This window comes from Kitasatospora brasiliensis, assembly GCF_032654805.1.
GTDB lineage: Bacteria > Actinomycetota > Actinomycetes > Streptomycetales > Streptomycetaceae > Kitasatospora > Kitasatospora brasiliensis.
In genome coordinates this window covers 322544-348014 of the sequence record NZ_JAUOOW010000009.1, presented here as the reverse complement: position 1 = coordinate 348014, position 25471 = coordinate 322544, and the positions used below count along the sequence as shown (strand labels likewise).

General features: G+C 72.5%; 25 protein-coding genes. 15 read left to right on the top strand and 10 right to left on the bottom strand.

Translation table 11 applies throughout. The features are described from left to right. A partial coding sequence (locus QWJ13_RS31605) for a DUF7507 domain-containing protein (protein ID WP_432277635.1) occupies window positions 1–1161 on the top strand: 1161 nt, incomplete at its 5' end. A 561-nt stretch (window positions 1162–1722) separates the two neighbouring features. Continuing rightward, window positions 1723–2253 (top strand): hypothetical protein, encoded by a 531-nt coding sequence (locus tag QWJ13_RS31595; RefSeq protein WP_316528890.1) that lies wholly within the window; start codon window positions 1723–1725, stop codon window positions 2251–2253. Here QWJ13_RS31595 and QWJ13_RS31590 read toward each other — a convergent pair whose 3' ends face one another. The 6 genes from QWJ13_RS31590 to QWJ13_RS31565 all read right to left on the bottom strand — a co-directional run bounded on the left by QWJ13_RS31590 (window position 2254) and on the right by QWJ13_RS31565 (window position 8759). Beyond that, complete coding sequence (locus QWJ13_RS31590; protein ID WP_316528889.1) at window positions 2254–3123, bottom strand: TniQ family protein; 870 nt, start codon at window positions 3121–3123, stop codon at window positions 2254–2256. Continuing rightward, entirely contained in the window at window positions 3107–4177 is a 1071-nt protein-coding gene (locus QWJ13_RS31585; RefSeq protein ID WP_316528887.1) for an ATP-binding protein, read from the bottom strand. The genes QWJ13_RS31590 and QWJ13_RS31585 overlap by 17 nt, the downstream gene beginning before the upstream one ends. Then, complete coding sequence (locus QWJ13_RS31580; RefSeq protein ID WP_316528885.1) at window positions 4171–6243, bottom strand: TnsB C-terminal domain-containing protein; 2073 nt, start codon at window positions 6241–6243, stop codon at window positions 4171–4173. The genes QWJ13_RS31585 and QWJ13_RS31580 overlap by 7 nt, the downstream gene beginning before the upstream one ends. Beyond that, window positions 6236–6952, bottom strand: a complete 717-nt coding sequence (locus QWJ13_RS31575) for a TnsA-like heteromeric transposase endonuclease subunit (protein WP_316528884.1) — start codon at window positions 6950–6952, stop codon at window positions 6236–6238. The genes QWJ13_RS31580 and QWJ13_RS31575 overlap by 8 nt, the downstream gene beginning before the upstream one ends. 224 nt (window positions 6953–7176) lie before the next feature. Then, a complete protein-coding gene (locus tag QWJ13_RS31570) occupies window positions 7177–7386 on the bottom strand; it encodes a hypothetical protein (protein ID WP_316528883.1) in 210 nt (69 codons plus the stop codon). Window positions 7387–7805: 419 nt separating this feature from the next. Beyond that, on the bottom strand, window positions 7806–8759 hold the full coding sequence (locus QWJ13_RS31565) for a pirin family protein (protein ID WP_316528882.1): 954 nt from the start codon (window positions 8757–8759) through the stop codon (window positions 7806–7808). 96 nt (window positions 8760–8855) lie between these two features. Here QWJ13_RS31565 and QWJ13_RS31560 point away from each other — a divergent pair, with 96 nt between their 5' ends. From QWJ13_RS31560 to QWJ13_RS31540, 5 genes are all read left to right on the top strand, one after another. Next, window positions 8856–9344 carry a carboxymuconolactone decarboxylase family protein gene (locus tag QWJ13_RS31560; RefSeq protein ID WP_316528880.1) on the top strand — a complete coding sequence of 163 codons (489 nt, stop codon included), beginning with the start codon at window positions 8856–8858 and terminating at the stop codon, window positions 9342–9344. A 155-nt stretch (window positions 9345–9499) separates the two neighbouring features. Continuing rightward, window positions 9500–10759, top strand: coding sequence for a serine hydrolase domain-containing protein (locus QWJ13_RS31555; RefSeq protein WP_316528878.1), 1260 nt, complete (start codon window positions 9500–9502; stop codon window positions 10757–10759). Between the two features lie 115 nt (window positions 10760–10874). Next, complete coding sequence (locus QWJ13_RS31550) at window positions 10875–12230, top strand: GNAT family N-acetyltransferase (RefSeq protein ID WP_316528876.1); 1356 nt, start codon at window positions 10875–10877, stop codon at window positions 12228–12230. 221 nt (window positions 12231–12451) lie between these two features. Next, window positions 12452–13681 carry a threonine--tRNA ligase gene (gene thrS / locus QWJ13_RS31545; protein ID WP_316528897.1) on the top strand — a complete coding sequence of 410 codons (1230 nt, stop codon included), beginning with the start codon at window positions 12452–12454 and terminating at the stop codon, window positions 13679–13681. Between the two features lie 180 nt (window positions 13682–13861). After that, window positions 13862–14149 (top strand): hypothetical protein, encoded by a 288-nt coding sequence (locus tag QWJ13_RS31540; protein WP_316528874.1) that lies wholly within the window; start codon window positions 13862–13864, stop codon window positions 14147–14149. A gap of 61 nt (window positions 14150–14210) precedes the next feature. Here the strand turns inward: QWJ13_RS31540 and QWJ13_RS31535 are convergent, their stop codons facing one another. Then, a complete protein-coding gene (locus QWJ13_RS31535; protein ID WP_316528872.1) occupies window positions 14211–14615 on the bottom strand; it encodes a VOC family protein in 405 nt (134 codons plus the stop codon). Between the two features lie 70 nt (window positions 14616–14685). Between QWJ13_RS31535 and QWJ13_RS31530 the strand changes: the two genes are divergently transcribed. After that, window positions 14686–15162: a MarR family winged helix-turn-helix transcriptional regulator gene (locus tag QWJ13_RS31530; RefSeq protein ID WP_316528870.1), complete on the top strand. Its 477-nt coding sequence runs from the start codon at window positions 14686–14688 to the stop codon at window positions 15160–15162. 31 nt (window positions 15163–15193) lie between these two features. Here QWJ13_RS31530 and QWJ13_RS31525 read toward each other — a convergent pair whose 3' ends face one another. After that, on the bottom strand, window positions 15194–15832 hold the full coding sequence (locus tag QWJ13_RS31525) for a C40 family peptidase (RefSeq protein WP_316528869.1): 639 nt from the start codon (window positions 15830–15832) through the stop codon (window positions 15194–15196). Window positions 15833–16064: 232 nt separating this feature from the next. Between QWJ13_RS31525 and QWJ13_RS31520 the strand changes: the two genes are divergently transcribed. The 4 genes from QWJ13_RS31520 (at window position 16065) to QWJ13_RS31505 (ending at window position 18911) form a co-directional block, all read left to right on the top strand. Continuing rightward, window positions 16065–16472 carry a RidA family protein gene (locus tag QWJ13_RS31520; protein WP_316528868.1) on the top strand — a complete coding sequence of 136 codons (408 nt, stop codon included), beginning with the start codon at window positions 16065–16067 and terminating at the stop codon, window positions 16470–16472. A gap of 69 nt (window positions 16473–16541) precedes the next feature. Then, complete coding sequence (locus tag QWJ13_RS31515) at window positions 16542–17321, top strand: hypothetical protein (protein WP_316528867.1); 780 nt, start codon at window positions 16542–16544, stop codon at window positions 17319–17321. Then, window positions 17318–18640, top strand: a complete 1323-nt coding sequence (locus QWJ13_RS31510; RefSeq protein ID WP_316528866.1) for a nucleotidyl transferase AbiEii/AbiGii toxin family protein — start codon at window positions 17318–17320, stop codon at window positions 18638–18640. Before QWJ13_RS31515 ends, QWJ13_RS31510 begins: the two co-directional genes overlap by 4 nt. A 94-nt stretch (window positions 18641–18734) precedes the next feature. Then, window positions 18735–18911 (top strand): hypothetical protein, encoded by a 177-nt coding sequence (locus QWJ13_RS31505; protein WP_316528864.1) that lies wholly within the window; start codon window positions 18735–18737, stop codon window positions 18909–18911. On the opposite strand, the gene QWJ13_RS31500 is transcribed toward QWJ13_RS31505, so the two are convergent. Next, on the bottom strand, window positions 18912–19544 hold the full coding sequence (locus tag QWJ13_RS31500; protein WP_316528862.1) for a peptidase inhibitor family I36 protein: 633 nt from the start codon (window positions 19542–19544) through the stop codon (window positions 18912–18914). A 137-nt stretch (window positions 19545–19681) separates the two neighbouring features. Beyond that, a complete protein-coding gene (locus QWJ13_RS31495) occupies window positions 19682–20086 on the bottom strand; it encodes a heavy metal-responsive transcriptional regulator (RefSeq protein WP_316528860.1) in 405 nt (134 codons plus the stop codon). Between the two features lie 88 nt (window positions 20087–20174). On the opposite strand from QWJ13_RS31495, the gene QWJ13_RS31490 reads away from it, so the two are divergent. The 3 genes from QWJ13_RS31490 (at window position 20175) to QWJ13_RS31480 (ending at window position 25471) form a co-directional block, all read left to right on the top strand. Further along, window positions 20175–21200, top strand: a complete 1026-nt coding sequence (locus QWJ13_RS31490; RefSeq protein WP_316528858.1) for an alkylmercury lyase family protein — start codon at window positions 20175–20177, stop codon at window positions 21198–21200. Window positions 21201–21389: 189 nt separating this feature from the next. After that, window positions 21390–23033 carry a hypothetical protein gene (locus QWJ13_RS31485; protein WP_316528856.1) on the top strand — a complete coding sequence of 548 codons (1644 nt, stop codon included), beginning with the start codon at window positions 21390–21392 and terminating at the stop codon, window positions 23031–23033. Beyond that, complete coding sequence (locus QWJ13_RS31480) at window positions 23030–25471, top strand: DEAD/DEAH box helicase (protein ID WP_316528855.1); 2442 nt, start codon at window positions 23030–23032, stop codon at window positions 25469–25471. The genes QWJ13_RS31485 and QWJ13_RS31480 overlap by 4 nt, the downstream gene beginning before the upstream one ends.

The following is a 25471-nucleotide window of genomic DNA, read 5'->3' as shown; positions in this document are numbered from 1 at the left end:
CTCTGCCACGGCAGCTACGTCATCACCGCGGCTGACGTCACGGCCGGGCACGTGACCAACACGGCCCACGCCAACGGCACCGACCCCGAGGGCCGTCCGGTCCAGAGCCCGCCGGACGAGGTCACCGTTCCGGTGGCCGGTGAAGCGCGGCTGTCGATCGAGAAGCGGGCCGACAGTGCCGGCCCGTTCCACCTCGGTGACACCGTGTCGTACACCTACACCGTCACCAACACCGGCACCGCCGCTGTCAACAACGTGTCGGTGACCGACAACCGCGTCACCTCGGTGACCTGTGCTGCCACGTCTCTGGCCCCCGGCCAGAGCACGCTCTGCCACGGCAGCTACGTCATCACCGCGGCTGACGTCACGGCCGGGCACGTAACCAACACGGCTCACGCGAACGGCACCGACCCCGAGGGCCGTCCGGTGCAGAGCCCGCCGGACGAGGTCACCGTTCCGGTGGCCGGTGAAGCGCGGCTGTCGATCGTGAAGCGGGCTGACAGTGCTGGTCCGTTCAACCTGGGTGACACGGTGACGTACACCTACACGGTCACCAACACGGGCACCGTGGCCATCAACAACGTGTCGGTGACGGACGACCACGTCGCTTCGGTGACCTGTGCTGCCACGTCTCTGGCCCCCGGCCAGAGCACGACGTGCCACGGCAGCTACGTCATCACGGAGGCCGACGTCGCAGCCGGGCACGTGACCAACACGGCTCACGCCAACGGCACCGACCCCGACGGTCGGCCGGTGCACAGCCCGCCGACCTCGGTGACGGTGGAGCTGTGCCCGGGCGAGTCGCCGCTGTCGATCACGAAGCAGGCCGACGTACAGGGCGACGCCCATCCGGGCGACACGGTGACGTACACCTACACGGTGACGAACACCGGGCAGACGGTCCTGACGGATGTGGCTGTCCGTGACGACCGGGTGGCGCCGGTGACCTGCGACACCACGACCCTCGAACCCGGTCAGAGCACGACGTGCCACGGCACGTACGTGGTGACGGAGGAGGACGCGAAGGCCGGACACGTGACCAACACCGCGAAGGCGACGGCCCGGGACCCGCAGGGCCAGCTGGTCGTCAGCCCGCCGGTCGACCTGTGCATCACGGTGTCGGAGTGCCCGCCGGAGGAGGGCCACCCCTGGTTCATGTAGCACCACCCGGAGCATCACCGCTCAGTCGGTGAGAACGCGGACCGCCCCCGAGGCCTTCAGGCCTCGGGGGCGGTCCGTTCGTTCGGGCAGATTTGGAACGACCGCAGGCCCGGACCGTCATCGGTCCGGGCCTGCGGTACAGGACTTCGGGCTCAGGGCGAGTCGAAGACCGCTGTCACAGGGGCGTGGTCCGACCAGCGCTCCGCGTGCGTCGCGGCGCGCTCGATGCGGGCGTCGGTGCAACGGGCGCCAAGGTTTGGCGTGGACATGCCATAGTTGATGCGCCGGCAGATCGACAGTTGAAACGGAACAATCCGAAGACTCGGCCCGCGCACCTGAGGTGGAGCTGCTCATCGATGTAAGCCGCTGTCCTGTCGCGTTGAGCTTGTCTGTGGATCTTGTGCTGAGCTGCAGGGCTGCCAGGTCGAGTGAGAACGCTCGACGCAGGATTCTCAGTGCATCTGGCTTCTGCGGAATCCGGAGGTGGTCTGCCGCCCGCGTCGTCGCAGGACCGTCAGGAGGAACGTGGTCTGCGATAGGAGCAACGTAGGCTCACGGGCTGTGAGCCAAACGGATGAGGTCGGGAAGACGCGCTATCTGGTCCTTCATGACTATGGCATGGGAGGTCTGTGGTGGTGGGTGTGGGCATCTTCTGCCGAGGAGATCGTCAGTTCCTGCGCCGAAGTTGAGGTGATCACGGACCCGGACGCCGTGAGACGTGCCGAGACGTGGGGCTTGGAGGAGGTCCACCTTGACGCTCCGGATCCGAATCCGCTGTCCAGCCTCCGCGCGCAGAGGGCTGCCCAGCATGGCCAGCCTGGATTCGGTGTCCTGGTAGGGCGGAACCGTGTCTACTTGCGCTGGCCGGGGGGCGAGGAGGGCGAGGTCTTCCTGATGGAGCTCGGGCCGGATGGACGACGGCTGCGGCAAGTTGAGATCGGCGCTGACGGTGGTGCGGTCAAGACGGGCGTCGAGGACTGGCCGTTCAACCCGCCGTTCGATCTTCATGATCCGCAGTATGTGGCTATGGCGATCGGCCGCGACGAGTTCGAGGGATCATGGGAGCGAGCGCGTCCTGAGTCCGAGGGTTGATCAACTGGGCGTCTGGAACGCGCGAGATCTGCAGACGTTCTGGTAGAGCGGGTCGTGGACACCGATGGCGGTGTAGATCCGCGCGAACCGTCGGCTGAGCTCGGCGGTCGCCGCCAGGTAGAGCTCTCGTGGATCGATGGTGTCCGTCGGCGGGTTGAGGATCAGCTCCGCCAACACCGCGATCTCGGGGAAGGCCGCGAGACGGTGGCGGTCCTCGAAAGGGATCTTCTTGCCGACGGGGTGGGCTTCGATGTGGTCGAGGCGGCGGGTCCACTCCCGCCCGAGGTCGAGCGGCATGCCGCCGGCGGACCACTCGTCGATGATCTTCCAAGCGAGATCGAGAGCCTGCTGCATCCCGCGGTCGTGACGACGAGCGAGCAGGTCCAGGCGGCGCTGGGCCTGGAGGACCTCGGGCAGGGAGCTGAGCGGGATGTCGTGCGTGGAGCGGGTCCACCGCTCATGACGCGGGCAGAGGTGCCGGTGAGCGGGCGCGCGGACGATCACGATGGTGGCCGACGGGCTGCGGCGGGCCGTGCAGCAGCGGCAGAGCCGGCCGATCACGTGTTCAGGCCGGGGCGAGGCGGGTTGGGGATCGAGGAAGTCGGCGAGCGCGGGAAGCGCCCTGGCGAGTCGGGCCGCCGGGCGATTGACCAGGGCGGACAGCAGGTTCGGGGACTCGGGTGTCCAGCCAGCCGTGCTGTCGGTGAGTGGCGAGAACTCTGAAGGCAGCGGCCCGAGGAGCTGGACGAGGCGGCCGGCGGCTCGGTTGTTAGCGACGGCCAGGCGGTGCAGGTAGGAACCGAGGGTCTCGCCCTGGACGGGGCCGGGAGCGACGGGCAGGGAATGGAGGGGATCACGCCGCGTCGGCATCTGCCCTCCGGCGGCGGGGGCTGCGGGCCCGGCGCCGTTCGACGCGAGAGTGCTCGGCGGCCTGATCGACTTCGATGGTGTCGAGGGTCTTGCGGGTGATGGCCTCGCTGCCGCTGATGATGGCCTCGATGGAGGCGCCGCGGATCAGCTGGGAGAGACTTCCGATCGCGCCGGCGGTGCGCTCGTGGAGATAGCCGTCGAGTTTCACCAGGCTGCCGGGCTTGTGCCGGTGGAGCCGTAGGGCGTCTTCGAGGGAGGCGACCAGGTTGCGCCAGTTCTGGCGCTGTGCGCCTGTGCCGTAGGCGAACGGCTCGGTGTCGGTGACGGTGTAGCGGCCAGCGATCTGCTGTCCACGCACTCCGCTGAACAGACCGCTGGCGGCGACGTCGATGCCAGCCAGTACGAAGGTGGCGGGGATGCGCTCGGAGAGGTATTTGAGCTGGTCGGAGGCTTCGGCTCCGGCCTGGGTAGCGAGATTGAGGTTGTGGATCTCGTCGACCAGGGCGAGTTCGACGCGCATCTTGATCAGCAGGTCGCAGACCGCGTTGGTGATGGACGTCTGCGTCTCCTGGCGGAAGACCGGGATGCCCAGGAACCGGGCGAACTCGATGGCGAGCATCTTCGGGGTGGCCCGGGGAGGGACGGTGACGTAGACGACCGGCAGCCGCCCGGCAGCGACCGGGCCGAGTCGCTTGCGGACCAGGAGTTCGTGGTTGCGGCCCAGCTGGGCGATGGCGGTGGTCTTCCCGGTTCCGGCCTGGCCGGTGACGATCAGGCCGCGGCGGCCTGAGATCTGATGCCGGTTGAGCAGGACCAGCCGCCGCCCGGTGGTGAACACGTCGCGGACGGTAGGGGTGGCCACGATCACGAGTCGGGAGTGGTAGTCGAGCCGGGGCTCGTTGTAGGCGAGCAGGTTCTCCTCGTCGAGGGCCTTGAAGTCCTTGAGCGAGAGCATCTGCGGGCAGGTGGGGGCGTCGTCGACGAACCGCTTCCAGCCGTCCTTGGTGGTCAGCGGATTGTGGTCGTCGTCGTGGTCGGCAAGTGGGGTCACCACAAGGGCCTTCCTTGTTCTTCGAGCGGGTTGAAGACACCGAACGGCGTGACCGAGGCCGCTTCGTCGGCCTCTTCCGGGTCATCGACACCGACCGCAGGCGCGGGAACCAGCTCGAGTGGCGCGGCTGCTTCGGCGGCGGCCCGGTTGCGGGCGATCACCCGCTCGGAACCGGCCGGTGGTTTCCCGGCATGACGGAGAAGCCGCGCGAGGACACGCGCGATCGCGGTCTCGCTGGTGTCGTCGTGGCCTTGCTCGGCGAGGAGTTGACGAGCGTGGCGCCAGGTGAAGTCCGCGAACGGCGCCCGGACCATGGGCAGATGGGTCCACGTGGCCTCGATCCACTGCCGGGTGTCGCTTCGACGTACCCAGACGCGGGAGACATCGTAGGGGTCGTAGTGGACTTCCCAGAGGTCCTGCTTGGCCTTGACGCCGGACGGCTGGCGCCGCAGCCGGTTGAGTTCAGGGCTGTCGTAGGTCCGGTAGTCGACCTTGACGCCGTAGTCGTTGACGGCCCGCCAGACGGCTGGCAACAGCTCGATGTAGTCGTGATCCGACAACGCGACGGGCAGGTAGCCGGCGCGGGCGACGGCGATGGCGTACGACTCGTTCGGAGACAAAACCCGGCCCGGCATGTAGGGATTGCGCAGACCCTCATGCGGCCGCTGCTGCCAGCAGATGATCCACTCGTCCAGCAGGTCCTGGAGCTGGGCTAGAGTCCAGACCGCCTCGGCTGCCGGGTCACTGCCGCGGCGGGTGACGTCAGAGCCGGTGTAACCCGCGACGTACTGGCAGAACAGCGAGTTGATCGACGCGAACGTCCGCTCCACGATCGCCTTGTCCGTCGGCGTCCGGGGACGCGCGGGTTGCAGCGAGATCCCCAGCAGCGAGCACGCCGAGGAGAAGGTCTCCGAGACGAAGACCTTGCCGTGGTCGATGACGATGGTGTCCGGCACGATCACCGGCTTGGCCGCGGCGAACTCCAGCCGCTTGTCCACCGCCATCAGCCGCTGGTGCGGCAGGATCGAGTCCGCCATCGCCAACCTCTGGCTCCAGCCAGGCCGCATCGGCTCCGGCACCAGCATCCTCGCCAGCAGCACCGCCGCGTCGACACCCTTCGTGCCTGCCGGCCTCAGCAGGGCCGCGCAGATCGTGCGTGTCGTCACATCGACCGCGATGGTCATCTCCGGCCGGGCCACCACCCCGTCGTCCAGCACGGCCATCACGTCCAGCCGGGTCGAGTCGACCTGCACGATCTCGCCCGGCCGGGCGGCTGTGGACGGAGTGAACGGTCCAGTCGGCCGGAGAATCCGCTGGCGCCGGACCGTCGCAGATCCGAAGGCGTCGTTGGCCTTGGCCAAGCCGTTGACGAGCCGGTAGAAGGTCGCCCGCTTCGGCAGCTCGACCTCTCCTTCGCCATGCCGGTCGGCGAGGATCTGCTGGGTCTGCATCATCACGCGCTTGCGGTCGCCGGTGGACAGGTCCGTCTGTCCGGCCAGAGCCTGGGTGACCGCGTCCACGATGCGCTCGTCCACCCGGCCCGTGCCCGGGACCGGTGCGGGAGGCTTCCGGGACCGGCCATCCACCAGACCCCACAAGCCCTCGGCCTCATAGCGTTGCCGCATCCGCAGGAAGGTCCGCTTGCTGATCTGCTGCCCGGCGGCCGTCAACTCGGCGACCTTGGCGGCCTCGCGTTCCACCAGCGTCCGCCATGCCGGGTCATACTCCGGCCGCGCAGATGCGCCCTCTTCCGCGTCCGGCGGCAGGCCGGTCACCACCTCCACCACGTGCCGTTCCCAGAACCGTGCCTGTTCGACCGCCGCCTCGGGCAGGGCGTCCACCAGCGCGAACGGAGGCAGCGTTGCCGCAGGAACCGCGTCCGGCCCGCGGTCTAGGAGTTCGAAGTCATCGGCGGCCATCACGTGACCCGCCGCCATCAGACCCACCTCCCCGTCTTCCCCGACCAGTCTCAGGACCGTTCCCTCCAAGCCCACGATCTGCCTCGTCCGGCCCTCGAAGCGGATCCGGTCCCCGACTCGCAGCACCCCTCTCGGTGCCAGCTCAACCACGGCTCGCCTCCGCGCCGTTGACGAGCGAACCATCGTCCAACGGGACCGTCAGCTCGGTGCTCAGGTCGCCGCACCACAGCAGATGGAACAGCGTCGGCAGCACCACCAGCGGGTCGCCTGCGGCACTGGCCCCCTCCACCAGCATCCGTGGCCGGCCGAAGACATCCCGCAGCCGGTCGACGACGTCGCCGACCCGGTAACGGGGATGCCGGTAGCCCGACAACCAGCGAATGTTCGCCATCACCACCGGCTCGGGCTCGTGCACCAGCGCATACGTCCAGCAGCCGATCGCCCGACACATCGCCTCGGTCGCCGAGAACTTCTCCGCGTCCTCCGGTTTCACCCGATGTGCCGGCCGGACGTCGACCACCAGTCCCGCCCCGTCCACCAGCCGCGCGAAGTAGTCGGGCGTATGCGAGATCCGCCGCGTCGCCCCCCACCATGTGACTCGGAACGGCTGTGAGGCGAGGCCGGCCACGTGCCGGTCGTGATCGAGCAGCATCAGCCGGTCCCGCTCCAGCCACGACTCGAACCCCACCAGTGAGCCCATGGTCGCCGCCCAGTACCAGCCCGGGAAGTGCCGCTGCCCCCGGTACGACGAGAACCGCCGCACCGGGGGCACCGACTCGAAGGCGACCCGGGCCGCTGCCGTCAGAGCCGACTTCCGCAACCCACGACCGTCCTCACCAACCCACTCGACATCGACCAACCCCGGGTCCATCGGTACCTCCGGCCCTCGCGTACATGCCGCAAGCGACCGTGACAGGAACGATGAGAACGCAGCCCACGAAGTGAGACCAAACCACCCGAACACGGATGAGATCGAGTGAGAATCCGCCAACTGCAGTGCGACAGGACAGCCGCTCGGCGAACCTGGCGAAGGCGTTGTCGATCTTGGTGACAACAATCGGCACTACATGTCAACTACAGCTGTCAGCAACGCGACGAGGCGTGGATGCTGCCGCGCAGGTCGGTGACCCAGCTCCACCGGTGGAGGGCCAGGAAGTCGCTGATCAGGTAGGGGCTGCCCGCGCCGACAAGCCACGTCCGCTGCTCGACGCGACCACCCGGAACGAGCCCGGGAACGGAGGGGGCGGTGACGGCGAGGGCCATGAGGAGCCCTTCCTTGTCGAAGGCGTCCATGGTTCCTTGCCGGTGGCCGGTTTACGTAGTTTGGGACGTCTGTCGGAGGCGAACGCGGGTGCTACACGACGAGCGCCCCCGTGCCGAAGCTCGATACCGGCCTGCCCCAGTCCGGCGGTGACCGTCCTTCGGCAGCCGGCGAGGGGGCGCGCCAGGGCGTTCGTTGGTTCTCGCGGCGGCACCCGACGATGACTTCCCGGACTTCGGGAGCGTCCCGGTCGGTTCTGATGGTCCGTCAGCAAACTCGGCATTGGGTCAGCATTGGTCCTGTCGGGCGCTGTCGCGGATGGTCGAACCGTGTCATGCGTCGAGTGCGGAAGCGTGTGCCGACGGGGGCGCTTCGAGGTGAGCGCAGGTGCACTTCGGGGCGGGGGTGTGATGGCGCGGGCCACCACACCCCCGATTGCCTGACATGCGGGTCAGCGCACGTTTCCGCGCGGCTTCAGGGGCAGGCCGGGGAGCTCCGGGGCGGGGAGGCGGTCGCCGGGGTAGCCTTCGACGGCGCCGAAGCGGTCGGCGGCGGCCTGCCACTCCTCCCGGGCCTGGACGATGTCCTCGTGGGTGCGCCCGATGAAGTTCCACCACATGACGATCTGCTCCTCGAAGGGCGTGCCGCCGAGGAGGACCAGGCGGGCGTTGGTGTCGGCGGTGTTGGTGAGGGTGATCGTGCGGTGGCCGGGGGCGAGGTAGCCGAGTTCGGCGGGGCGCAGCGGGGTGCCGGCGAAGCGGACCTCGCCGCTGTCGACCAGGAGGCCGTGTTCGAAGGCGGGGTCGACGTCGAGGGTGGCGGTGGCCTGGGGGTGCAGGATGAGTTCGGCGCCGAGTAGCGGGGTGAAGGTGGGGACGGGGGAGGTGTCGCCGGCGAGGGTGCCGAGGAAGACCCGCGCCTCGCCGCCGCCGAGGGTGATCGGGGCGGGTGCGTGGTGGTGGAAGTCGCGTCCGGTGTGGCGGTGCTCCTCGGGCAGGGCGACCCACAGCTGTACGCCGTGCAGGACGGTGGTGGCCGGGGTGGAGACCTCGGAGTGGGCGATGCCGTGGCCGGAGGTCATCAGGTTGACCTCGCCCGGCCGGACGTACGCGTGCACGCCGAGGCTGTCGCGGTGTTCGATCTCGCCGGTGAACAGCCAGCTCACGGTCTGGAGGCCGGTGTGGGGGTGCGGGGCGACGTCCATGCCGCCGGTGCTCGCGACGTCGTCGGGTCCGTAGTGGTCGACGAAGCACCAGGCGCCGATCATGGTGCGGGAGCGCTGGGGCAGGGTGCGGCGTACGGTCATCGCGCGCGGTCCGCCGAGCGGGACGTCCCGAGCGGGCAGTACCTCCACCCGCGGGGCGGGGGCGGGCAGGTCGACGGCGTCGGTCTCGGCGGTGCTCACGGTTGTGGTCCCTCCCGGGTATCAATTAGTTCTATCTTCAACTATCATGTCATGGCAGAGTGACGGGCGACAGTGCGACCAGCCTAAGGAGTGCAGGTGAGTGATGTGACGGTGGTCCCCGTGGACCGGCGGGTGTTCATCGACAAGGCGAGCCCCAAGGCGTACCAGGCGCTGCTGGCCACCGCCGAGGCGACCCGCGAGGTCGCGGCGGAGGCCGGGCTGGACCGCCGGCTGGTGGAGCTGGTCAACCTCCGGGTGTCGCAGATCAACGGCTGCGCCTACTGCCTGCACGTGCACACCAGGGCCGCGATCCGCGAGGGCGAGACCACCCAGCGGCTGGGCGTGCTGCCCGCCTGGCGTGACACCGAGGTGTTCACCGACCGTGAGCGCGCCGCCCTCGGACTGGCCGAGGCGACCACCGCCCCGGCCGACGCGGGCTTGCAGGAGTCGGCGTACGCCATCGCGCGCGAGGTGCTGAGCGAGGCGGAGATCTCCGCCGTGGTCTGGGTGGCGATCGCCATCAACGCGTTCAACCGGGTGTCGATCCTCAGCAAGCACCCGGTCCGTCCGGCGCCGGTCCGGTAGCTGTCGCGTCGGAGGGTCTCCGTCTTTCGGCGGAGGCCCTCCGTTGGTCGGTGGACCACCGGTTCCTCCCGGCGGGGGATGGCCGACCGTCAGCGGGGCGGCGAGGCTGGGCGTCGAGGGCGAGGGACTGCTCGCCGACGGCGAAGGTGGGTCGCATGGCACGTCGTACGGTTACCGCGCTGGTCGGGGCGGTCTGTCTGGCACTGGCCGGACCGGTGGTCTCGGCGGGTGCCGTCGAGGCTGCCGTCGGGCGACCGGGCGCCGCCGACCCGCGGGAGGCGGCCCTGCGGGCGCTGACCGGCGCAGGCGCGGTCGGAGCGATCGCCGAGGTCAGGGGCGCGGACGGGAGTGGCGGCGGGGTCTGGCGCGGCTCCTCGGGCGTCTCCGATCTGGCCACCGGCGCGCCGGTCCGCACCGACGGACGGTTCCGGGCCGGCAGCGTCACCAAGATGTTCACCGCCACCACCGTGCTCCAGCTGGTCGGGGAGGGGCGGATCGGCCTGGACGACCCGATCGAACGGTACCTGCCCGGACTGGTCCCGAACGGTGGCCGCATCACCGTCCGTCAGCTGCTCGACCACAGCTCCGGACTCAGGGACCCTACCAAGGCGAGGGGCGGGCTGTTCCCCGACCCGACCGACCCGGCGGAGGTCCGCAACTGGCTCGACCAGGGCGGCCTCACCCGCGCCATCACCCCGGGCCAGGTGGTCGCCGCCTCGGTGGCGCACGCCCCCGACTTCCCGCCCGGCAGCAGGTTCGGCTACTCCAACGTCAACTTCACCCTGCTCGGCATGATCATCGAGAAGGTGACCGGGCACGGCTACGCCCAGGAGGTCACCGCGCGCATCCTGCGCCCGCTCGGCCTGGACTCCACCTACTTCCCCGGGACGGCCACCGGGATCCGGGGCCCGCACGCCCACGGCTACTGGACGGTGCCCGAAGGCCCCGGCCCGGCGGACCGCAGCGACCGGGACGTGACCGTCGCCAGCGTCACCTGGGCGAACGCGGCCGGCGAACTGATCTCCACCCTGAGCGACCTGAACCGCTTCGTGAAGGCCCTGCTGGACGGCCGGCTGCTGCCGCCGGCGCTGCTGAAGCAGATGACCGCGACGACCCCGATCGAGGTCGACGGCGCGCCCACCGGGCTGGGCTACGGCCTGGGGATGGCCGGCTGGCAGCTCTCCTGCGGCCCGGTCTACGGGCACGACGGCTCGGTGTACGGCTACGGCACCCAGCTGTGGAGCTCGGGCGACCGGCAGGTCGCGCTGTCCGTCACCCCGCGCGGCGACCTGACGCAGATCATGGCGCAGCTGGGGGCCGAGGCCGACTTCCTGGAGCAGGCCTTCTGCGGCACCGGCCGGCGGCCGGGCGGTGCGCCGGGGGCGCCGCGGGCGGTGGCCGGGCTGTTCGGCTGACCCGCGGCTCCGGGGCGTCCGCGCGGACGCCCCGGAGCACGTCCGTGGGTTTTCCGTCCGGCGGTCCGGATGCGTACGGTGAGGCATTCACCCGCGGTCGGAGAGGATGCGCGCCATGGCAGGAACAACGGAACCGGGCCCGGACGTGGTGCTGACCACCGAACGGCTGGTGGTGCGGCACTGGACCATGGACGACCAGGACCGCGCCTTCGACATCTACTCCCGCTGGGAGGTCGCCCGTTGGATCGGCCGGACCTCGCGCGCGATGGCCGAGCCCGAGGAGGCCCGGGCGTTCATCGAACGCTGCCGGAAGCGCTCCACCGATCCGCGCTACGGCGCCTGGGCGATCGAGCGGCGCGACACCGGAACGATCGTCGGGACGATCCTGCTGGTGCCGCTGCCGGACGGGGACGGCGAGATCGAGGTCGGCTGGCACCTCCACCCCGACAGCTGGGGCCAGGGCATCGCCACCGAGGCCGCCCGGGCCGTCCTGGCCAAGGGCTTCGCCGACGGCCTGACCGAGATCCGCGCCGTGCTGAACCCGGACAACGCCCGGTCGGCGGCGGTCTGCCGGCGCCTCGGGATGACCAGTGCCGGGCTGACCGACCGGTGGTACGGCCAACGGCTGGCGGAGTTCCGGATCGGGCCGGACGCGCCGACGGAACGGGCAGCGGGCCTGACCGATACGACGGACGCGACCGATGCGACGGGCGCGACCGATGCGGCGGACGTGACCGATGCAGCGGACGTGACGCTCAACCTCTGGCGGCGACCGCTCGACGAGATCCCGGCCGAGGTCTGGGATCGCACCGAGCTGACCGTGCTCATCCTCGCCGACACCGGAATCCGTGAACTCCCCTCCGGAATCGGCCGGTTGACCAAGCTGCGGACCATCGACCTCGGACACAACCAGCTCGCCGCGCTGCCGGACGAACTCTTCGAGCTCACGGGGCTCCGGGACTTCCTCTACCTGCACGACAACGCCCTGACCGCCCTGCCCGAGGCGATCGGGCGACTCACCGCGCTGCGCTACGTCAACGTCGGCGAGAACCGGATCGCCGAACTCCCCTCCAACATCGGAGCGTTGTCCTCGCTGATCGAGCTGCGCGCACAGCACAACCGGCTCACCGCGCTGCCGGAGTCAATCGGCGAACTCGGCGCGCTGCGCGAACTCTGGCTTCGTGGCAACCAGTTGACCGCGCTGCCGGACTCCTTCGGCCGGCTCGTCGAGCTGCGCGAGCTGGAACTGCGGGACAACGCCCTCACCGGGATCCCCGCCGCGCTCGCCGGGCTCCCGCTGCTGCGCCGCCTCGACCTGCGCGGCAACCGGATCACCGAACTGCCCGACTGGCTGGCCGAACCGGGCGCGCTGCCCGCGCTGGAGAAGCTGGACCTGCGGTGGAACGACGTGCGGCCGTCGGACCCGCGGCTGGCGGCGCTGGCCGCACGCGGCTGCCTCACCCTGCTGTAGCCGACCGACGGTCCAGGGAAAGCTCGACCGACCCGGGAGCGGAGCTGCTACCGTGGAACGCATGAAGCGCGCTGCACTCGCCACGACGACGCCGGAGAGAGTCCCGGCGCGCTGACTGCTGACCTAGTCCGAAACCCCGGGGCGAGTGCCCCGGGGCTTCGCCGTTCCCGGACCCACTCGCCCGCCGACCCGAGTGGAGACCACCCCCCATGACCGTCCCCGTGCACGACCACCGCAAGCTCGGCCGTGAACTCGACCTCTTCGACACCGATCCGCTGATGGGCTCCGGCCTGCCGTACTGGCTGCCCGACGGCGCCGCGATCCGGCACTCCCTGGAGGAGTTCATCCGCGGCCGCGAGCGCCGGGCCGGCTACCGCCACGTCTACTCCCCGGTACTCGGCAAACGGGAACTGTACGAGATCTCCGGGCACTGGGCGCACTACCGCGACGACATGTTCCCACCCATGGAACTGGGCTCCGAGGAGATGGTGCTACGCCCCAGCCTCTGCCCCCACCACGCGTTGATCTACCGCTCCCGCTCCCACAGCTACCGGGAACTCCCGCTGCGCATGGCCGAGTTGGGTGGCATGTACCGCTCCGAGCTGTCCGGGGTGCTGGGCGGGCTGACCAGGGTGCGGGCGATCCAGCTGAACGACGCGCACATCTTCTGCACCCCGGAGCAGGCGGCCGACGAGGCCGTCGCCGCACTGGAGTTGATCCGCGAGGCACACCGGGCGCTGGGCGTGGTCCCGGTCCGCTACCGCCTCTCGCTGCCCGGCGCGGGCGGCAAGTACGTGGCCGACCCGGCCCTTTGGGAGCGCGCCGTCGCGCTGCTCACCGAGGTACTGGAACGCTCCGGGGTGCCGTTCGAGGCGGTGGGGGGCGAGGCCGCGTTCTACGGGCCCAAGATCGACGTGCAGATCGCCGACGGCGCCGGGCGCGAGTTCACCCTCTCCACCGTCCAGATCGACTTCCACCAGCCGGAGCGGTTCAACCTGCACTACGTCGGCCCGGACGGCGCCAAGCACCGCCCGGTGATGGTGCACCGCAGCGTGATCGGCAGTGTCGAGCGCGTGGTGGCCCACCTGATCGAGCTGTACGGCGGCTCGTTCCCAGCCTGGCTGGCGCCCGTCCAGGCGGTGCTGCTGCCCGTCTCCGAGGCCGAACTGCCGCAGGCCGAGCGGCTGCGGCAGCGCTGTCTGGACCTCGGGCTGCGCGCCGAGGTCGCCGGGCCCGAGCACGGCACCCTGGGCGCCCGGATCCGCGCGGCCCGGTTGGTGCCGTACCAGGCGGTGATCGGGGCCAGGGAGGCGGTGGACGACCGGGTCGCGCTGCGGCTGCGGGACGGACGGCGATTGCCACCGCTGCCGGCCGAGGAGGCGTGGGCGCGGATCGGGGCGCTGGTGGCGGCGTGCGACGCGCGGCTGTGGGCTGAGGGCGCCGAGGACTGAGGAGGCCGAGTGCTGAGGACCCCGAGGGCCGAGGAGGCCGAGCCGACACGCCGACGGCGTCCGTACGACTAGTGCGCCGCGCGGTGTGTCGGCCGGGTCGCGGGCGGCGGCCGCCCGTCGAATGGGCCGGACGGCCGAGTCCACGGCTGCCGCTGCCCCCACCCGTACCGGAGGTACCCGATGCGCTTCCCACGCGGCCTCGCCGCTCCCGCCCTGGCCGGCTGTCTCGCCCTTGCCGGGGTGGTGGCCGCCGCCCCGGCCGGCTCGGCGGGGCTCCGCCCGCTGCCCGGCCCAGCCGTCCAGTACTGCGCGGCCGTGCTCGGGCACGTGCCGGGTGCCGACGCCGCCTCGGCGGCCCTGGGGCGGGCCTGCTCGTCGGACTTCCGGGTCCCCGGGTTCGCCCGGGCGGAGGGCGGCCTTGATGCCGCCGGGTGGTCGCCGGAGCGTTCCTCGCCGCCGATGGAGTAGCCGGGCGGGCGTCCTGCCGGCCGGACGCGTCGCACGAGGGGAGCCGTGCGGCGCGAGCCGGTCAGTAGGACTGGAGCTCGATCAGATGGCCGTCCGGGTCGCGCAGATGGGCGGTGCGCAGGTTCGGTCCCCACTCTGGGCGGTCGGTGGCCGGGGCGGCCGGGGTGCCGCCGTGGCGCAGGCAGAGGACGAGGGCGGCGTCCACGTCGGCCACCCGGAAGACCAGCATCGTGGCGTCCTGCGCGGGCGCGGTGACGGGCAGTTCGGTGGTGCCGAGGGTGGCGGCCATCGCGGAGCGGTCGTAGAGCACCAGGACGGCCTGGCCGGCCACGTCCCAGTTGGCGTACGGGCCCTCGGGCGCGCCCTTGACCAGGACGGCGCCGGTGAGCGGCGGCAGGACGGCGCGGTAGAAGCCGAAGCACTCGGCGAAGCGGGAGGCGAGCAGGCGGGGGTACAGGGCGTCCACGGGCGGGCTCCTGGCGGTGAGGTAATTAGTGGGTTGGTACCCACTATAGGCAGGACCCTAGACTGCGGCCATGGCCTCCGAGAACCCGCACCCAGCCGCCGACCTCCCCCCGACCCTGCTGGACCTCAGCACCTACCTGCTCTCCCGGGTCGGCAAGACGGCGCGCGGCCGGTTCGCCGAACGGCTGGCCGAACGCGGCCTGCGGCTCTGGGACATGGCGGTGCTGGCCGCGCTCGCCGACTTCGGCCCGCAGGCCCAGCGGGACCTGGCGGCGCGGCTGGCCATCGACCCGAGCGACCTGGCGAAGGTCGCCGACCAGCTGGCCGCCGCCGGGTACGTCCAGCGGGCCAGGGACCAGGCCGACCGGCGGCGGGTCTCGGTCTCGGTCACCGAGGCCGGACGGGCGCTGCTCGCCGAACTGGACGCGCAGGCGCGGGCGGTACAGGACGAGGTGCTGGCGCCGCTGGACGCGGGGGAGCGGCAGGTGTTGCAGGAGCTGCTGCTGCGGGTGCACCGGGGGATGGGGGAGCGGCGCGGCGGCCCGTGACCGAGTGCGGGCCGGCGGGTGGGGGCTCCGGTCAGCCGGCGGCGGGCCCAGGGCGGCGGGCGCCGGCGAACTCGGCCGCCCAGCGCGGGACGTCGAGCACGTTCTCCAGCCGGGCGACCAGGGTGCCGGTGTGCTCGGCGTGGATCATCGCGCCCTCGCCGACGTAGATCCCGACGTGGTGGAGCGGGGCGTCCGGGCGGGAGAAGAACAGCAGGTCGCCCGGGGCGAGCGCGTCGCGGGCCACGGGGGCGCTCAGGTTGAACTGCGCGCCGGTGTAGTGACCGAGTTCGACGGTGCCGTGGCTGGCCCGGTACCAGCAGTAGAGCGACAGGCCGCTGCAATCGAAGCCGACCGTCTTCTCGCCCATGCAGACGCCGTTCAGCCAGCCGTTGTCCGCGTCGCAGAAGCCCAGACTGGCGCCCATCCGGTCGCCGCCGCCCCAGGCGTACGGCACGCCGAGCTGGCTCGCGGCCACGGCGGCGACCCGGCGGCCCAGCGCGGCGGCGGGAAGCGTCCGGACCGTCTCGGGCGCCGTTTCGGATGCCGGGTCGGAGGCGGCCTGGGCGGCCGGCCCGAGCGCCGGGACAAGGCCCGCCCCGAGGGCGAGGCCGAGCATGCGGCGCCGGCGGACTCCGGAGGTGTGGTCGGGGCCGGACGGTTGAGTTTCCATGGCGGTGGCTCCCGGGTGAGGTGGCGAGGTCGGTCGGGCGCGCACGCGGGGCGGCCGGGCGCGCAGGCACCAGGATTCCGCCCTGGCGGGGTGGGCCGCCATCACCCGGATTGATGAATCGCGGACACCCCGGCCCTGAAACGGAAAGGCCTGTGCCGGTAAATGGTTTGACGGTCGTTCGGGAACGCCCAACGATGGGCGCGAACGTTCGGTCGGGCCACTGGAGGACCACATGAGCAGCGCCGTCAAGCTGATCCGCGACACGCGGCTGACCAGCGCGGTCGACTACGCCTACGCCGCGGAGGTCGACGCACCGGTCCGCTCGCTCTGGCTGGCCGGCGCCTGCCCGCTCGACGAGCAGGGCCGTACGGTCGCCGTCGGCGACTTCGAGGGACAGGCCCACCAGGTGATGCGGAACCTGATAACCACGCTGGAGGACAGCGGCGCGGCGCTCACCGACATCGTCAGGACCACCGTCTACGTGGCCTCCGGCAACCAGGCGGACCTGGGGAAGGTGTGGAGCGTCTACCGCGAGTACCTGGGGGAGCACGACGCCCCGAGCACCCTGCTCGGCGTCACGGTGCTCGGCTACCACGACCAGCTGGTGGAGGTGGAGGCCGTGGCCGTGCTGCCCGCTTGACGCCCCTTCCGGCCGGACGGGGGCCGGGTGCCGACGGCGTTGTCAGAGGGGCTTGGCAGGATGATCACCATGCTCGACACCAGTCCTGACCTGCGCCGCGACGACCGGCCCGCCCCGCCCGACGTCCGGGGTGACTTCGAGGTGCACCTGACCGTGGAGGCCGGTGCCGCCGGGGCGCTGGCCGCCTGGGCGGAACGCGAGGGCCTGAAGTTCACCCAGATCCTGCTGGCGCGCGGTGCGGTGCCCTCGCAGCCGATGCTGACCCTGCGCGTCGACGGCACGCTGGAGGAGGTCGCCACGGCCACGTCCCGGACGGCGGACCGGCTGGCCCGGGCCGGGTTCGCGGTCCTGCGGGCGAAGATCGAGGCCACGCCGTGGGCGCAGGGCGTCCCCGTATCGGACGCGGACGCCGTGCCGCACGGGGGCGGCCGGTACTTCGAACACCACGTCAAGCTGCTGCTTCCGGGCCCGACACCGGGCCCGACACCGGGGACGGCCCTGGCGGACCGGGCGGACCGGGCGGACGCCGCCGACCCCGCCCGCCTCGCCGCCCTCACCGAGCTGGTCGTCCGGCACGACGCACACCTGTCGCGCAATCCGCGCCGGGTGCGCGAGGACGGCCGGTGCGAGTGGTTCGTGACCCAGCGGTGCCGCCTGGTCGGCCTGGACACCGCGGGCCGCCGCCTGGAGGCGCTGCTGGGTGGCCTCACCGCCGACGGCCGCGAAGTGGTGTCGGTGGAGCGGGAGTTCGTCGTGGTGGACAGCGACGAGGCGCTGGACGCGGGCTGGATTACCGAGCACGGGCAAGGACACGGCGCCCGGCCGAACGGAGAGGGAGAGCAGAGATGACCGAAGACCAGACCCAGACCCAGCCCCCGCTGGAGTGGGAGAACCTGCAATGGGGGCCGTGGCACAGCGTCGTGCTGCCCAAGCAGCCGCCGTCGGAGGAGGTGCGCGAGGAGCAGGACCTGCCCAGGAGCATCCGTCCGATCGACGACGAGGCGGTCAGCCAGCAGCCGGTCTTCGACCCCGCCCTGGCCGGCTACGGCCGGGCCCTGCGTCCCAGCGAGCCGGCCTTCACCGACCCGCGGCTCGCCGAACGCTGGCTCGCCGCCCGGCGCGAGGCGCTGAACACCGTCCTGTCCGCCGTCGCCGACTCGCCCTGGGCCGAGCACCTGGTGCTGCGCGGCAGCATTCTGCTGCGGGCCTGGTACGGCGAGCAGGCACGGGAGCCGGGCGACCTGGACTTCGTGGTCCGCCCGGTGGACTGGCAGCTGGAGGACGAGCGCACCGATCGCATGCTCCAGGAACTCGCCGCCGGCGCCGAACGCCTCTCGGGCACGGTGCGGTTCCATGCCGACCAGGCGCTCAGCGACGAGATCTGGACGTACAGCAGGATTCCCGGGCGCCGGCTCGTCCTGCCGTGGTCGGCGTCGGGCGTCCCGGGCGGCACCGTCCAGCTGGACTTCGTCTTCACCGAGCACCTGCCCGTCCCGCCCGAGTCCTACCGGCTCCCCGGTGTCAGCGGCCCGCTGCTCGCGGCCACCCCGCAGCTCTCCCTCGCCTGGAAGATCCTCTGGCTGGTCTCGGACAACCACCCGCAGGGCAAGGACCTCTACGACGCGATCCTGCTCTCGCGCACCGCCGAGGTCCCCTACGAGCTGCTGCGGCAGGTCTTCGCCCAGGCCGACGAGAGCTGGTCGCGCTACCCGCTCCTGCCGGAGCAGATCGCCGGGATCGAGGTCGACTGGGACGGATTCGCCAAGGACTACCCGCAGTTCGTCGGGCCGGTCGAGGAGTACCCGGCCCAGCTGCTGGCCGCCCTCCACCCGACCTTCGCCGACCGCGGCGAGTACGCCCTGCGCGCCCAGTGGCTGGCTCCGTTGACCGAGGAACTGCGGGGGGTGCTGGCATGCGACGGCATGGCAGCGGTCCAACGGTGGATGTCCCGACGCCACGTGTTCCCGAACAACAGCCTGGTCGTCACCCGCGAACTGCTCGGCGGCAGCCTCGATGAGGCCCGCCGGACCGTCGCGGGCCACCTCGAAGGCGAACCAGCCCGGTGGACCGAGATTCTCGACGAGTCCTTCGCCGACTACGCCGCCGAACTCGGCACCGACCGGCCCAAGGGCGGCACCGACCGGCCCAAGGGCGGCACCGACGACTGACCCCACCGCCGGGCCGTCAATCCGGCTTGACGCCCGATGACTCAGCAGGCCGTGGCTGCAAGGTAGTTGGCCGCCGGAACCCTACCCTGGGCCCATGAAACAGCACATCGTCACCCTGATCCTCGGCGGCCTTCTGCTCGGCATCATCGCGTTCGGTGCCGGCTGGTACGCGGCGGACTCCCGGGAGACCGCTCCGGCGCCGACCTACATCATGGTCACGCCGGAGCCGGTCGCCACCGGCGCCGTCTCGCCGCCGGCCGCGGGCCGGTAGCTACTGCCGTACGGCCCAGAACCGGTCGGCCATGTCGTCAGCGGCGACCGAGGCGGACAGCGACTCCGGAGGTTCCCGCCAGAGCAGCTGCCACTGGCCGTCGCCCGGGTCGTTGTCCACGATCACCACCAGGCCGCGGGCGGTGTTCACCCAGCTGCTGGCCTGGTCGCGGAACCCGTAGTCGGCGAAGTAGATGGCCGATTCCTCATGGAACAGGTTGAACTGGATCCGGCGGCCGCCCCAGCTCTTCTCGGAGTAGAAGCAGTAGTACGACGGCTCGGTGATCGGCGATGGGCAGTGCTTCCAGTCGGGGCCCCGGACGCCGCGGCGGCTGTGGTCGCCGCTCCACTGCGGCGCCTGCGACTGTCCGGGCAGGGGGAGCACCACCACCGCGCCGTCCGGGTAGCTGACCTCGTTGGCCGCGGTCTGCTTTCCGCCCCTGCTCGCGGCGAGCTGGGCGTCCACCGCCTGCTGGAGCGCGTCGCGGTCGGCACCACTCAGGGCGGTGATGATGGCTCTGCGGTCCCCGGCCGGGCTGTCCGCGGAGGCGGCCTGTGCGCCGAGGGGGGCGGCCAGGAGCACCAGGGCCCCGACCGTGCGGATGACAAGACGGCGGAATCGAGGGTGCGTCATATGACAACCGTATCCGCGCACATACTGCCGGTAACCGTGCTCGCTCGATCACGCGGCGTGCACCCCGCACCGGCGCGCCGGTGCGCACGCGCCCCCCTGATCGAGCGAACCCGTGGTGGACCAGGGGTTGCCGAGGCCTACGGCTTCGCGGGGTTGACGATGGTGCAGATGTCATCCGCGCCGCAGGCGGCCGGATCGGTGGTGGCGGCGCGGTCCGCGAGGCGGCGCAGCGCGTCCCGGGTGGCGGCGAGGTCGGCCATCCGCCGCTCGATGTCGGTGAGGTGCTCGTGAATGAGGCCGGTGATGTGGCCGCAGGGGGCGTGGCCGTCGTCGCGCAGGGTGAGGACCGAGCGGATCTCGGCGAGGGTGAGGCCGGCGCGCTGGGCGTCACGGACGAACGCGAGCCGGGTCACGGCCGCGTCGGGGTAGTCGCGGTAGCCGCCCGCGGTGCGTGGCGGCGGGGGCAGCAGGCCGCTGTCCTCGTAGAAGCGGATGGTCTTGGTCGTCAGCCCGGTGCGGGCGGCGAGATGCCCGATGCGCATGCCCCCAGGCTAGCCCTTGACCTTCCAGTGCGCTGGAAGGTCTAGCCTCGGGCGCAGGAATCGAACGACGGACCGGAGGAGTGGGCGGATGCGGATCACGGTGCTGACGGTGGCGGACTGCCCCAACGCGAGGCCCGCGCTGGACCTGGTGACCGCCGCGCTGGACGGACGGGAAGCCGAGGTGGAGCTGGTCGAGGTGGCCGACGACGCCGAGGCCGTCCGGCTGGGCATGTACGGCTCGCCGACGATCCTGATCGACGGTACCGACCCGTTCGCGCCGCCCGGAGCGGTGCCGAGCCTGTCGTGCCGCCTCTACCGCGGCGCCGAAGGCACCGTGTCCGGGGTGCCGGACGAGGCCGCCCTGCGCCAGGCCCTGGCCGGGAACGCCGCACCGCCGCACGGCATCGGTGCGGTGTCGGACTGCTGCGCCCCGGCTGTGCCGGTCGCCCCGGAGGCCCCGGGCGCCGCGATCGCCCCGGACGCCCTGGACATCGTCGGCCGAGGCGGCCGTGGACGCCGTGCCCCCGCCGAGCGCGGCCTGCGCGCCGTGCACCAGGAGGTCCTGCGCCACTTCGCCGCCACCGGCTCCGCCCCCGACGCGGCGCGGCTCCAGCCGGTGGCGGCCGCCGCCGGCCGGAACGCCGGCGAGGTGCTCGCCGAGCTGGCCGACGAGGACTTCCTCACCCTGGACGAGGCGGGCCGGATCCGGGCCGCCTACCCCTTCTCCGCCGTTCCCACCCGACACCGGGTCCGCCTGGACAGCGGGGTGGCGGTGTGGTCGATGTGCGCCGCCGACGCCCTGGGCATCCCGGTCATGCTCGGCCAGGACGCGGTGATCTCCTCCACCGACCCGGTGAGCGGCGCCCCCGTCACCGTCACCTCGACCGACGGCACCTTGCGCTGGGAGCCGGCCGGCGCGGTGGTCTTCCTCGGGCACCGGCCCGGAGGCGGGCCCGCGGCCGACATCTGCTGCGAGGCGCTGAACTTCTTCGCCGACCCGATGAACGCCGACGTCTGGGCGAGCGAGCACCCGGAGATCCGCGGCCGGGTCATCGACGGGGCCGACGCCGGGCAGATCGGTCAGGAGATCTTCGGCCCCCTGCTCACACCCTGAACGCGCCTGGTCGGGGCCGGGTGCCGCAGAGCCGGTGTCACCCCACGGGCGGAGCCGACCCCCGGCACTCGGCCCGCCCGCCGTCCGGTAGATTCTGCCGCCGGTTGATCGGCACACGAAGAGGCTCGGTGCCGCGGGTTCGACACAGGGGGCGACGCGGTGCGCAGCGGTGACGGGCAGGACCGGCGGGTGGTTGACCTGCTGGAGTGCTGGCGGGCGATCGAGCTGTTCGGCCCGCCGTCGATCCCGGAGGTGCCGCGCAAGCGCCGCGCCGGGCGCCCCCGGGCGTCGGAGCCGGTCGTCGTCGACGTGACCCCGGTCGGCGGCGAGGCCGCGCCGGTTCTGCCGTGGGCGCCGGAGCACCCGGAGACGGCGGCGTGGCGGGCACCGAAGGGGATGGTGTGGCGGCACGAGGTGTACGGCGGCGTCTTCGAGCTGGAGCTGCTGCGCCGGGCGATGATCGCCGTGCTGCCCGCCGGTACCGACCCGGATCCGGGGGTGCCGGACGAGGAGCTGGTGCTGTCGGGGAAGAGCGCGCTGTTCGCGCTGGTCCTGGACGAGCACGGCCGGCCGGTGCAGGACACCTCGGTGGTCTCCGCGTGTGCCTGGGCGACGGGCCGGCTCTTCGACCCGGGGCCGTCGGCGCCCGGCTGGCTGGACGGCTTCGAGGCGCTGGGCGTGGCGTTCGAGGAGGCGGTGGGGCGGCTGACCGCCACGCCGATCCCGTACGCGCCGGTGGCGGGCGCCGCGTCGGACCTGGTGCCCGTACCGGAGGGGCCGGCAGGCCGCGACTGGCGTGAGTTGCTCGCGGAGATCCTCGGCAGCGCGGCGGTGGCGGCGGTCGCGGCACTGTTCGGCGAGGCCGCCGGGGCGGCCATGCAGGAGGCGGCGGACCCGCTGGTGCGGCGGGTCGCCGACTGGGTGGCGGAGCGCTGCCCGGAGTGGGACTCCGCCGCGGACCCGGGGGCCGCGCCCGCGGGACCGGAACCGCAGGTCGACGCGCCGTCACCGGTCGGACCGCCGCAGGACGGGAGCGGCCCGCGCCCGGTCGCGCTCGCCGACCTGGTCGCCCTGACGGCCCAGATCGCCCACCTCTGCGGCGTCGAGGAGCATCTCGACCCGCGCGTGATCCGGGTGCAGAGCCGGCTGGTGTACCGCCCGCGCGACCCGAAGGCCAAGCCCGTCGCCGCCCAGCCGTTCCTGAACAGCCTGCTGCCGCCCGACCTCGCCCGGGTCCGGGCCGCGTTGGAGGACGGCCGGGGAGGGGGCCTCGGTCCGGCCCTGGAGGCGTACCTGACCGACCGCCGGGACATTCCCGTCGGCGCCCGCACCGATCTGCGCGAGGACCGCCTCACCGTCCTCGAAGGCGTCGACCCGGCCCTCGTCCCGGCCGGGCGCTGGCCCGCCAAGGCGCGGTACCCGCTCGCGCTCAGCCAGCAGTTCGCCGTCAACCGCATGCTCGCCGACCGGGCCGGAGCCGACCGGGCCGGAGCCGACCGGGCGAGAGCCGAAGGCGCCGCAGCCGATCGCACCGCAGCTCACCGGGCCGGAGCCGACCGCGCCGCAGCCGAAGGCGCGGCCGCCAAGGCCGCCGCCAACACCGACGACGGCGGCCTGTTCTCCGTCAACGGCCCGCCCGGCACCGGCAAGACCACCATGCTGCGCGACCTGGTCGCCGCCCTCGTGGTCGAACGCGCCGCCGTGCTGGCCGACTACCGGCGGCCCGAGGACGCGTTCGTCGGCCGTGCCTGGCGCGGCAAGGACCGCCAGGGCGTCCACGCGCGCTTCGTCTCGGCCTCGACCCGAAGCTCACCGGCCGCGAGATCCTGGTGACCTCCTCCAACAACGGCGCCGTGGAGAACATCACCGCCGAACTGCCCGGCGCCGACGCCCTCGACGAGCACTGGCACGACGGCCCCGACCACTTCTCCGACCTCGCCTCCGCCCTCCTCGGCGGCGCGCCCGCCTGGGGGCTGGTCGCCGCCGTGCTCGGCAACAAGACCAACCGGACGAAGTTCGCCGAGCGCTTCTGGTGGGGCCGCCTGCCCGAGGCCGAGACCGACGCCCGCACCGAAGCCGGGCTGCCGTCGCTGCGCGGCATGTACGCCGTCCTCGGCGACTGGATCCCGCCCCGTACGCCCCGGCCCGCCCCCGCCTCGGGCGACCGCCGCCCGGCCACCGAGACCCAGGCCCCCGCGGGTCCCGCCCAGCCGGTCCCCTCCTGGCCGGAGGCCGTCGCCGCCTTCCAGTCCGCCCAGGCCGAGGTCGAGCGCCTGCGCGCCGAACGCACCCGCCTCGCCGCCGCCCTGGCGGACACCCGGTCGGCCCGGGTCGCCCCCCGGCTGGACGCCCTGCGCGCCGCCATCGCCCGCGCCGACGACCGCGCGGTGGCCGCCGAGGCCCGCCTCGCCGCCGCCGGCCCGGCCATCGAGACCGCCGGCAGCGCCACCCTCGCCGCCGAAGCCGCCCACCGGTCCGCGATCGAGCGCGTCCCCCGGGCCCGCGAGGCCCTCGCCGACGCCCGGGCGACCCTGGCCGTCGCCCGCGAACGCGCCGACCAGCACCGCCGACAGGTCGACGTGCTGACCAGCCTGCACGCCGAGCCGCCCGCCGCCCAGCCGGGCCTGCGCTCCGGGCTGCGCCGCCTGCTCCAGAGCGGTGCCGACCGCCAGGCCGCCGAACAGCACCGCGACCAGACCCGGACCGAACTCCTCAGCCGGCTCGTCCAGCAGCGCACCGCCCTGGAGGAGGCCCAGGACCACATCGCCCGCTGCGTGCACGCCGAGAGCCTCGCCACCGAACTGCACACCCGCTCCGCCGCCGCCGTCACCGAGGCCGCCGAAGCCGCCACCCGCGCCCGCGACCACGAGGACGCCGCCCGCGTCGCCCAGTCCGCCGCCCGCGCGGACCTCGAACAGGCCCGGCACGAAGCCCAGGCCGCCTGGAGCGAGCTGGAGCGCGCCACCGCCGAACTCGACGCCGTCCACCGCACCCTCCGCACCGCCGCCGGCTCCCTGCCCTCGCTGCCGCTCGACTGGCTCGACCTCGACGACCACGAGCAGGAACTCGGCGCCCCCTGGTCCGACGAGGCCTGGAGCACCGCCCGCAGCGACCTGTTCCTGCGCGCCCTCGACCTCCACCGCGCGTTCGTCGCCAACGCCGCCCTGCGGATCCGCGGCAACCTCCTGGTCCTGGTGGAACTCATGTCCGGGACCGCCGGGCCCGTCCCCGACGAGCAGGTCCTGCACGCCTGGCAGACCCTCTTCCTGCTCGTCCCCGTCGTCTCCACCACCTTCTCCTCCATCGGCAGCATGTTCGCCCGCCTCGGCCGCGGCTCCATCGGCTGGGTCCTCGTCGACGAAGCCGGCCAGGCCACCCCGCAGGCCGCCGTCGGTGCGCTGTGGCGCGCCCGCCGGGCCGTCCTCGTCGGCGACCCGCTCCAGCTCGAACCCGTCGTCACCATGCCCACCGCCCTCCAGCGCCGACTGCTGCTCGCCCACGGCGTCGACGAGGAGTGGCTGCCCTCGGCCACCTCCGCCCAGGCCGTCGCCGACCGGGTCAACCGCTACGGCACCTACCTGCCCGCCCCTACCGGCGCCGAGCAGGACACCGTCTGGGTCGGCTCGCCGCTGCGCGTGCACCGCCGCTGCGAGGAGCCGATGTTCACCGTCAGCAACGAGGTCGCGTACGGCGGCCTGATGGTCTACGGCACCCACCCCCAGCCCTTCCCCGACCAGGACCGCGGAGGCCTGCTCCCCAGCCGCTGGCTGGACACCCCCGACCCGGACCGCGCCGCCGACGCCCCCTGGGGCGAGCGCGACCGCCGCGCCCTCACCTTCCTGCTGCGCCAACTCGACCGGCACGGCGTCGCCGTGGAACGCGTGCGCATCATCGCCCCGTTCCGCGCCCTCGTCGCCGAAGCCCGCCACACTTGCCGTACGTTCCCCGGCTGGACCGCCGAGCACCTGGACGAACGCTGTGCCACCGTGCACAAGGCCCAGGGCAAGGAGGCCGACGTCGTGATCCTCCTGCTCGGGGCCGGCCGCCCCGGCGCCCGCGCCTGGGCGGCCGGCACCCCGCACCTCCTCAACGTGGCCGCCAGCCGCGCCAAACGCCGCCTCTACGTCGTCGGCGACCGCGCCCTGTGGGCCCCGCTGATCCACTTCGACGTGCTGGCCGACGAACTGCCCGTTTACGATCACGTCCGCGACCGCGACCTCTGGCCGCTGGACGAGCCCGGCCGCGACCCCGACGGGCCCCAGGCGTCCTGA

Excerpts from the sequence above, each read along its gene's own strand:
- QWJ13_RS31590 (WP_316528889.1), bottom strand. The coding sequence starts at position 3,123 with ATGCCGACGCGGCGTGATCCCCTCCATTCCCTGCCCGTCGCTCCCGGC.
- QWJ13_RS31570 (WP_316528883.1), bottom strand. The coding sequence starts at position 7,386 with ATGGACGCCTTCGACAAGGAAGGGCTCCTCATGGCCCTCGCCGTCACC.
- QWJ13_RS31555 (WP_316528878.1), top strand. The coding sequence starts at position 9,500 with ATGGCACGTCGTACGGTTACCGCGCTGGTCGGGGCGGTCTGTCTGGCA.
- QWJ13_RS31550 (WP_316528876.1), top strand. The coding sequence starts at position 10,875 with ATGGCAGGAACAACGGAACCGGGCCCGGACGTGGTGCTGACCACCGAA.
- QWJ13_RS31540 (WP_316528874.1), top strand. The coding sequence starts at position 13,862 with ATGCGCTTCCCACGCGGCCTCGCCGCTCCCGCCCTGGCCGGCTGTCTC.
- QWJ13_RS31530 (WP_316528870.1), top strand. The coding sequence starts at position 14,686 with ATGGCCTCCGAGAACCCGCACCCAGCCGCCGACCTCCCCCCGACCCTG.
- QWJ13_RS31525 (WP_316528869.1), bottom strand. The coding sequence starts at position 15,832 with ATGGAAACTCAACCGTCCGGCCCCGACCACACCTCCGGAGTCCGCCGG.
- QWJ13_RS31520 (WP_316528868.1), top strand. The coding sequence starts at position 16,065 with ATGAGCAGCGCCGTCAAGCTGATCCGCGACACGCGGCTGACCAGCGCG.
- QWJ13_RS31515 (WP_316528867.1), top strand. The coding sequence starts at position 16,542 with ATGCTCGACACCAGTCCTGACCTGCGCCGCGACGACCGGCCCGCCCCG.
- QWJ13_RS31510 (WP_316528866.1), top strand. The coding sequence starts at position 17,318 with ATGACCGAAGACCAGACCCAGACCCAGCCCCCGCTGGAGTGGGAGAAC.
- QWJ13_RS31505 (WP_316528864.1), top strand. The coding sequence starts at position 18,735 with ATGAAACAGCACATCGTCACCCTGATCCTCGGCGGCCTTCTGCTCGGC.
- QWJ13_RS31500 (WP_316528862.1), bottom strand. The coding sequence starts at position 19,544 with ATGACGCACCCTCGATTCCGCCGTCTTGTCATCCGCACGGTCGGGGCC.
- QWJ13_RS31495 (WP_316528860.1), bottom strand. The coding sequence starts at position 20,086 with ATGCGCATCGGGCATCTCGCCGCCCGCACCGGGCTGACGACCAAGACC.
- QWJ13_RS31490 (WP_316528858.1), top strand. The coding sequence starts at position 20,175 with ATGCGGATCACGGTGCTGACGGTGGCGGACTGCCCCAACGCGAGGCCC.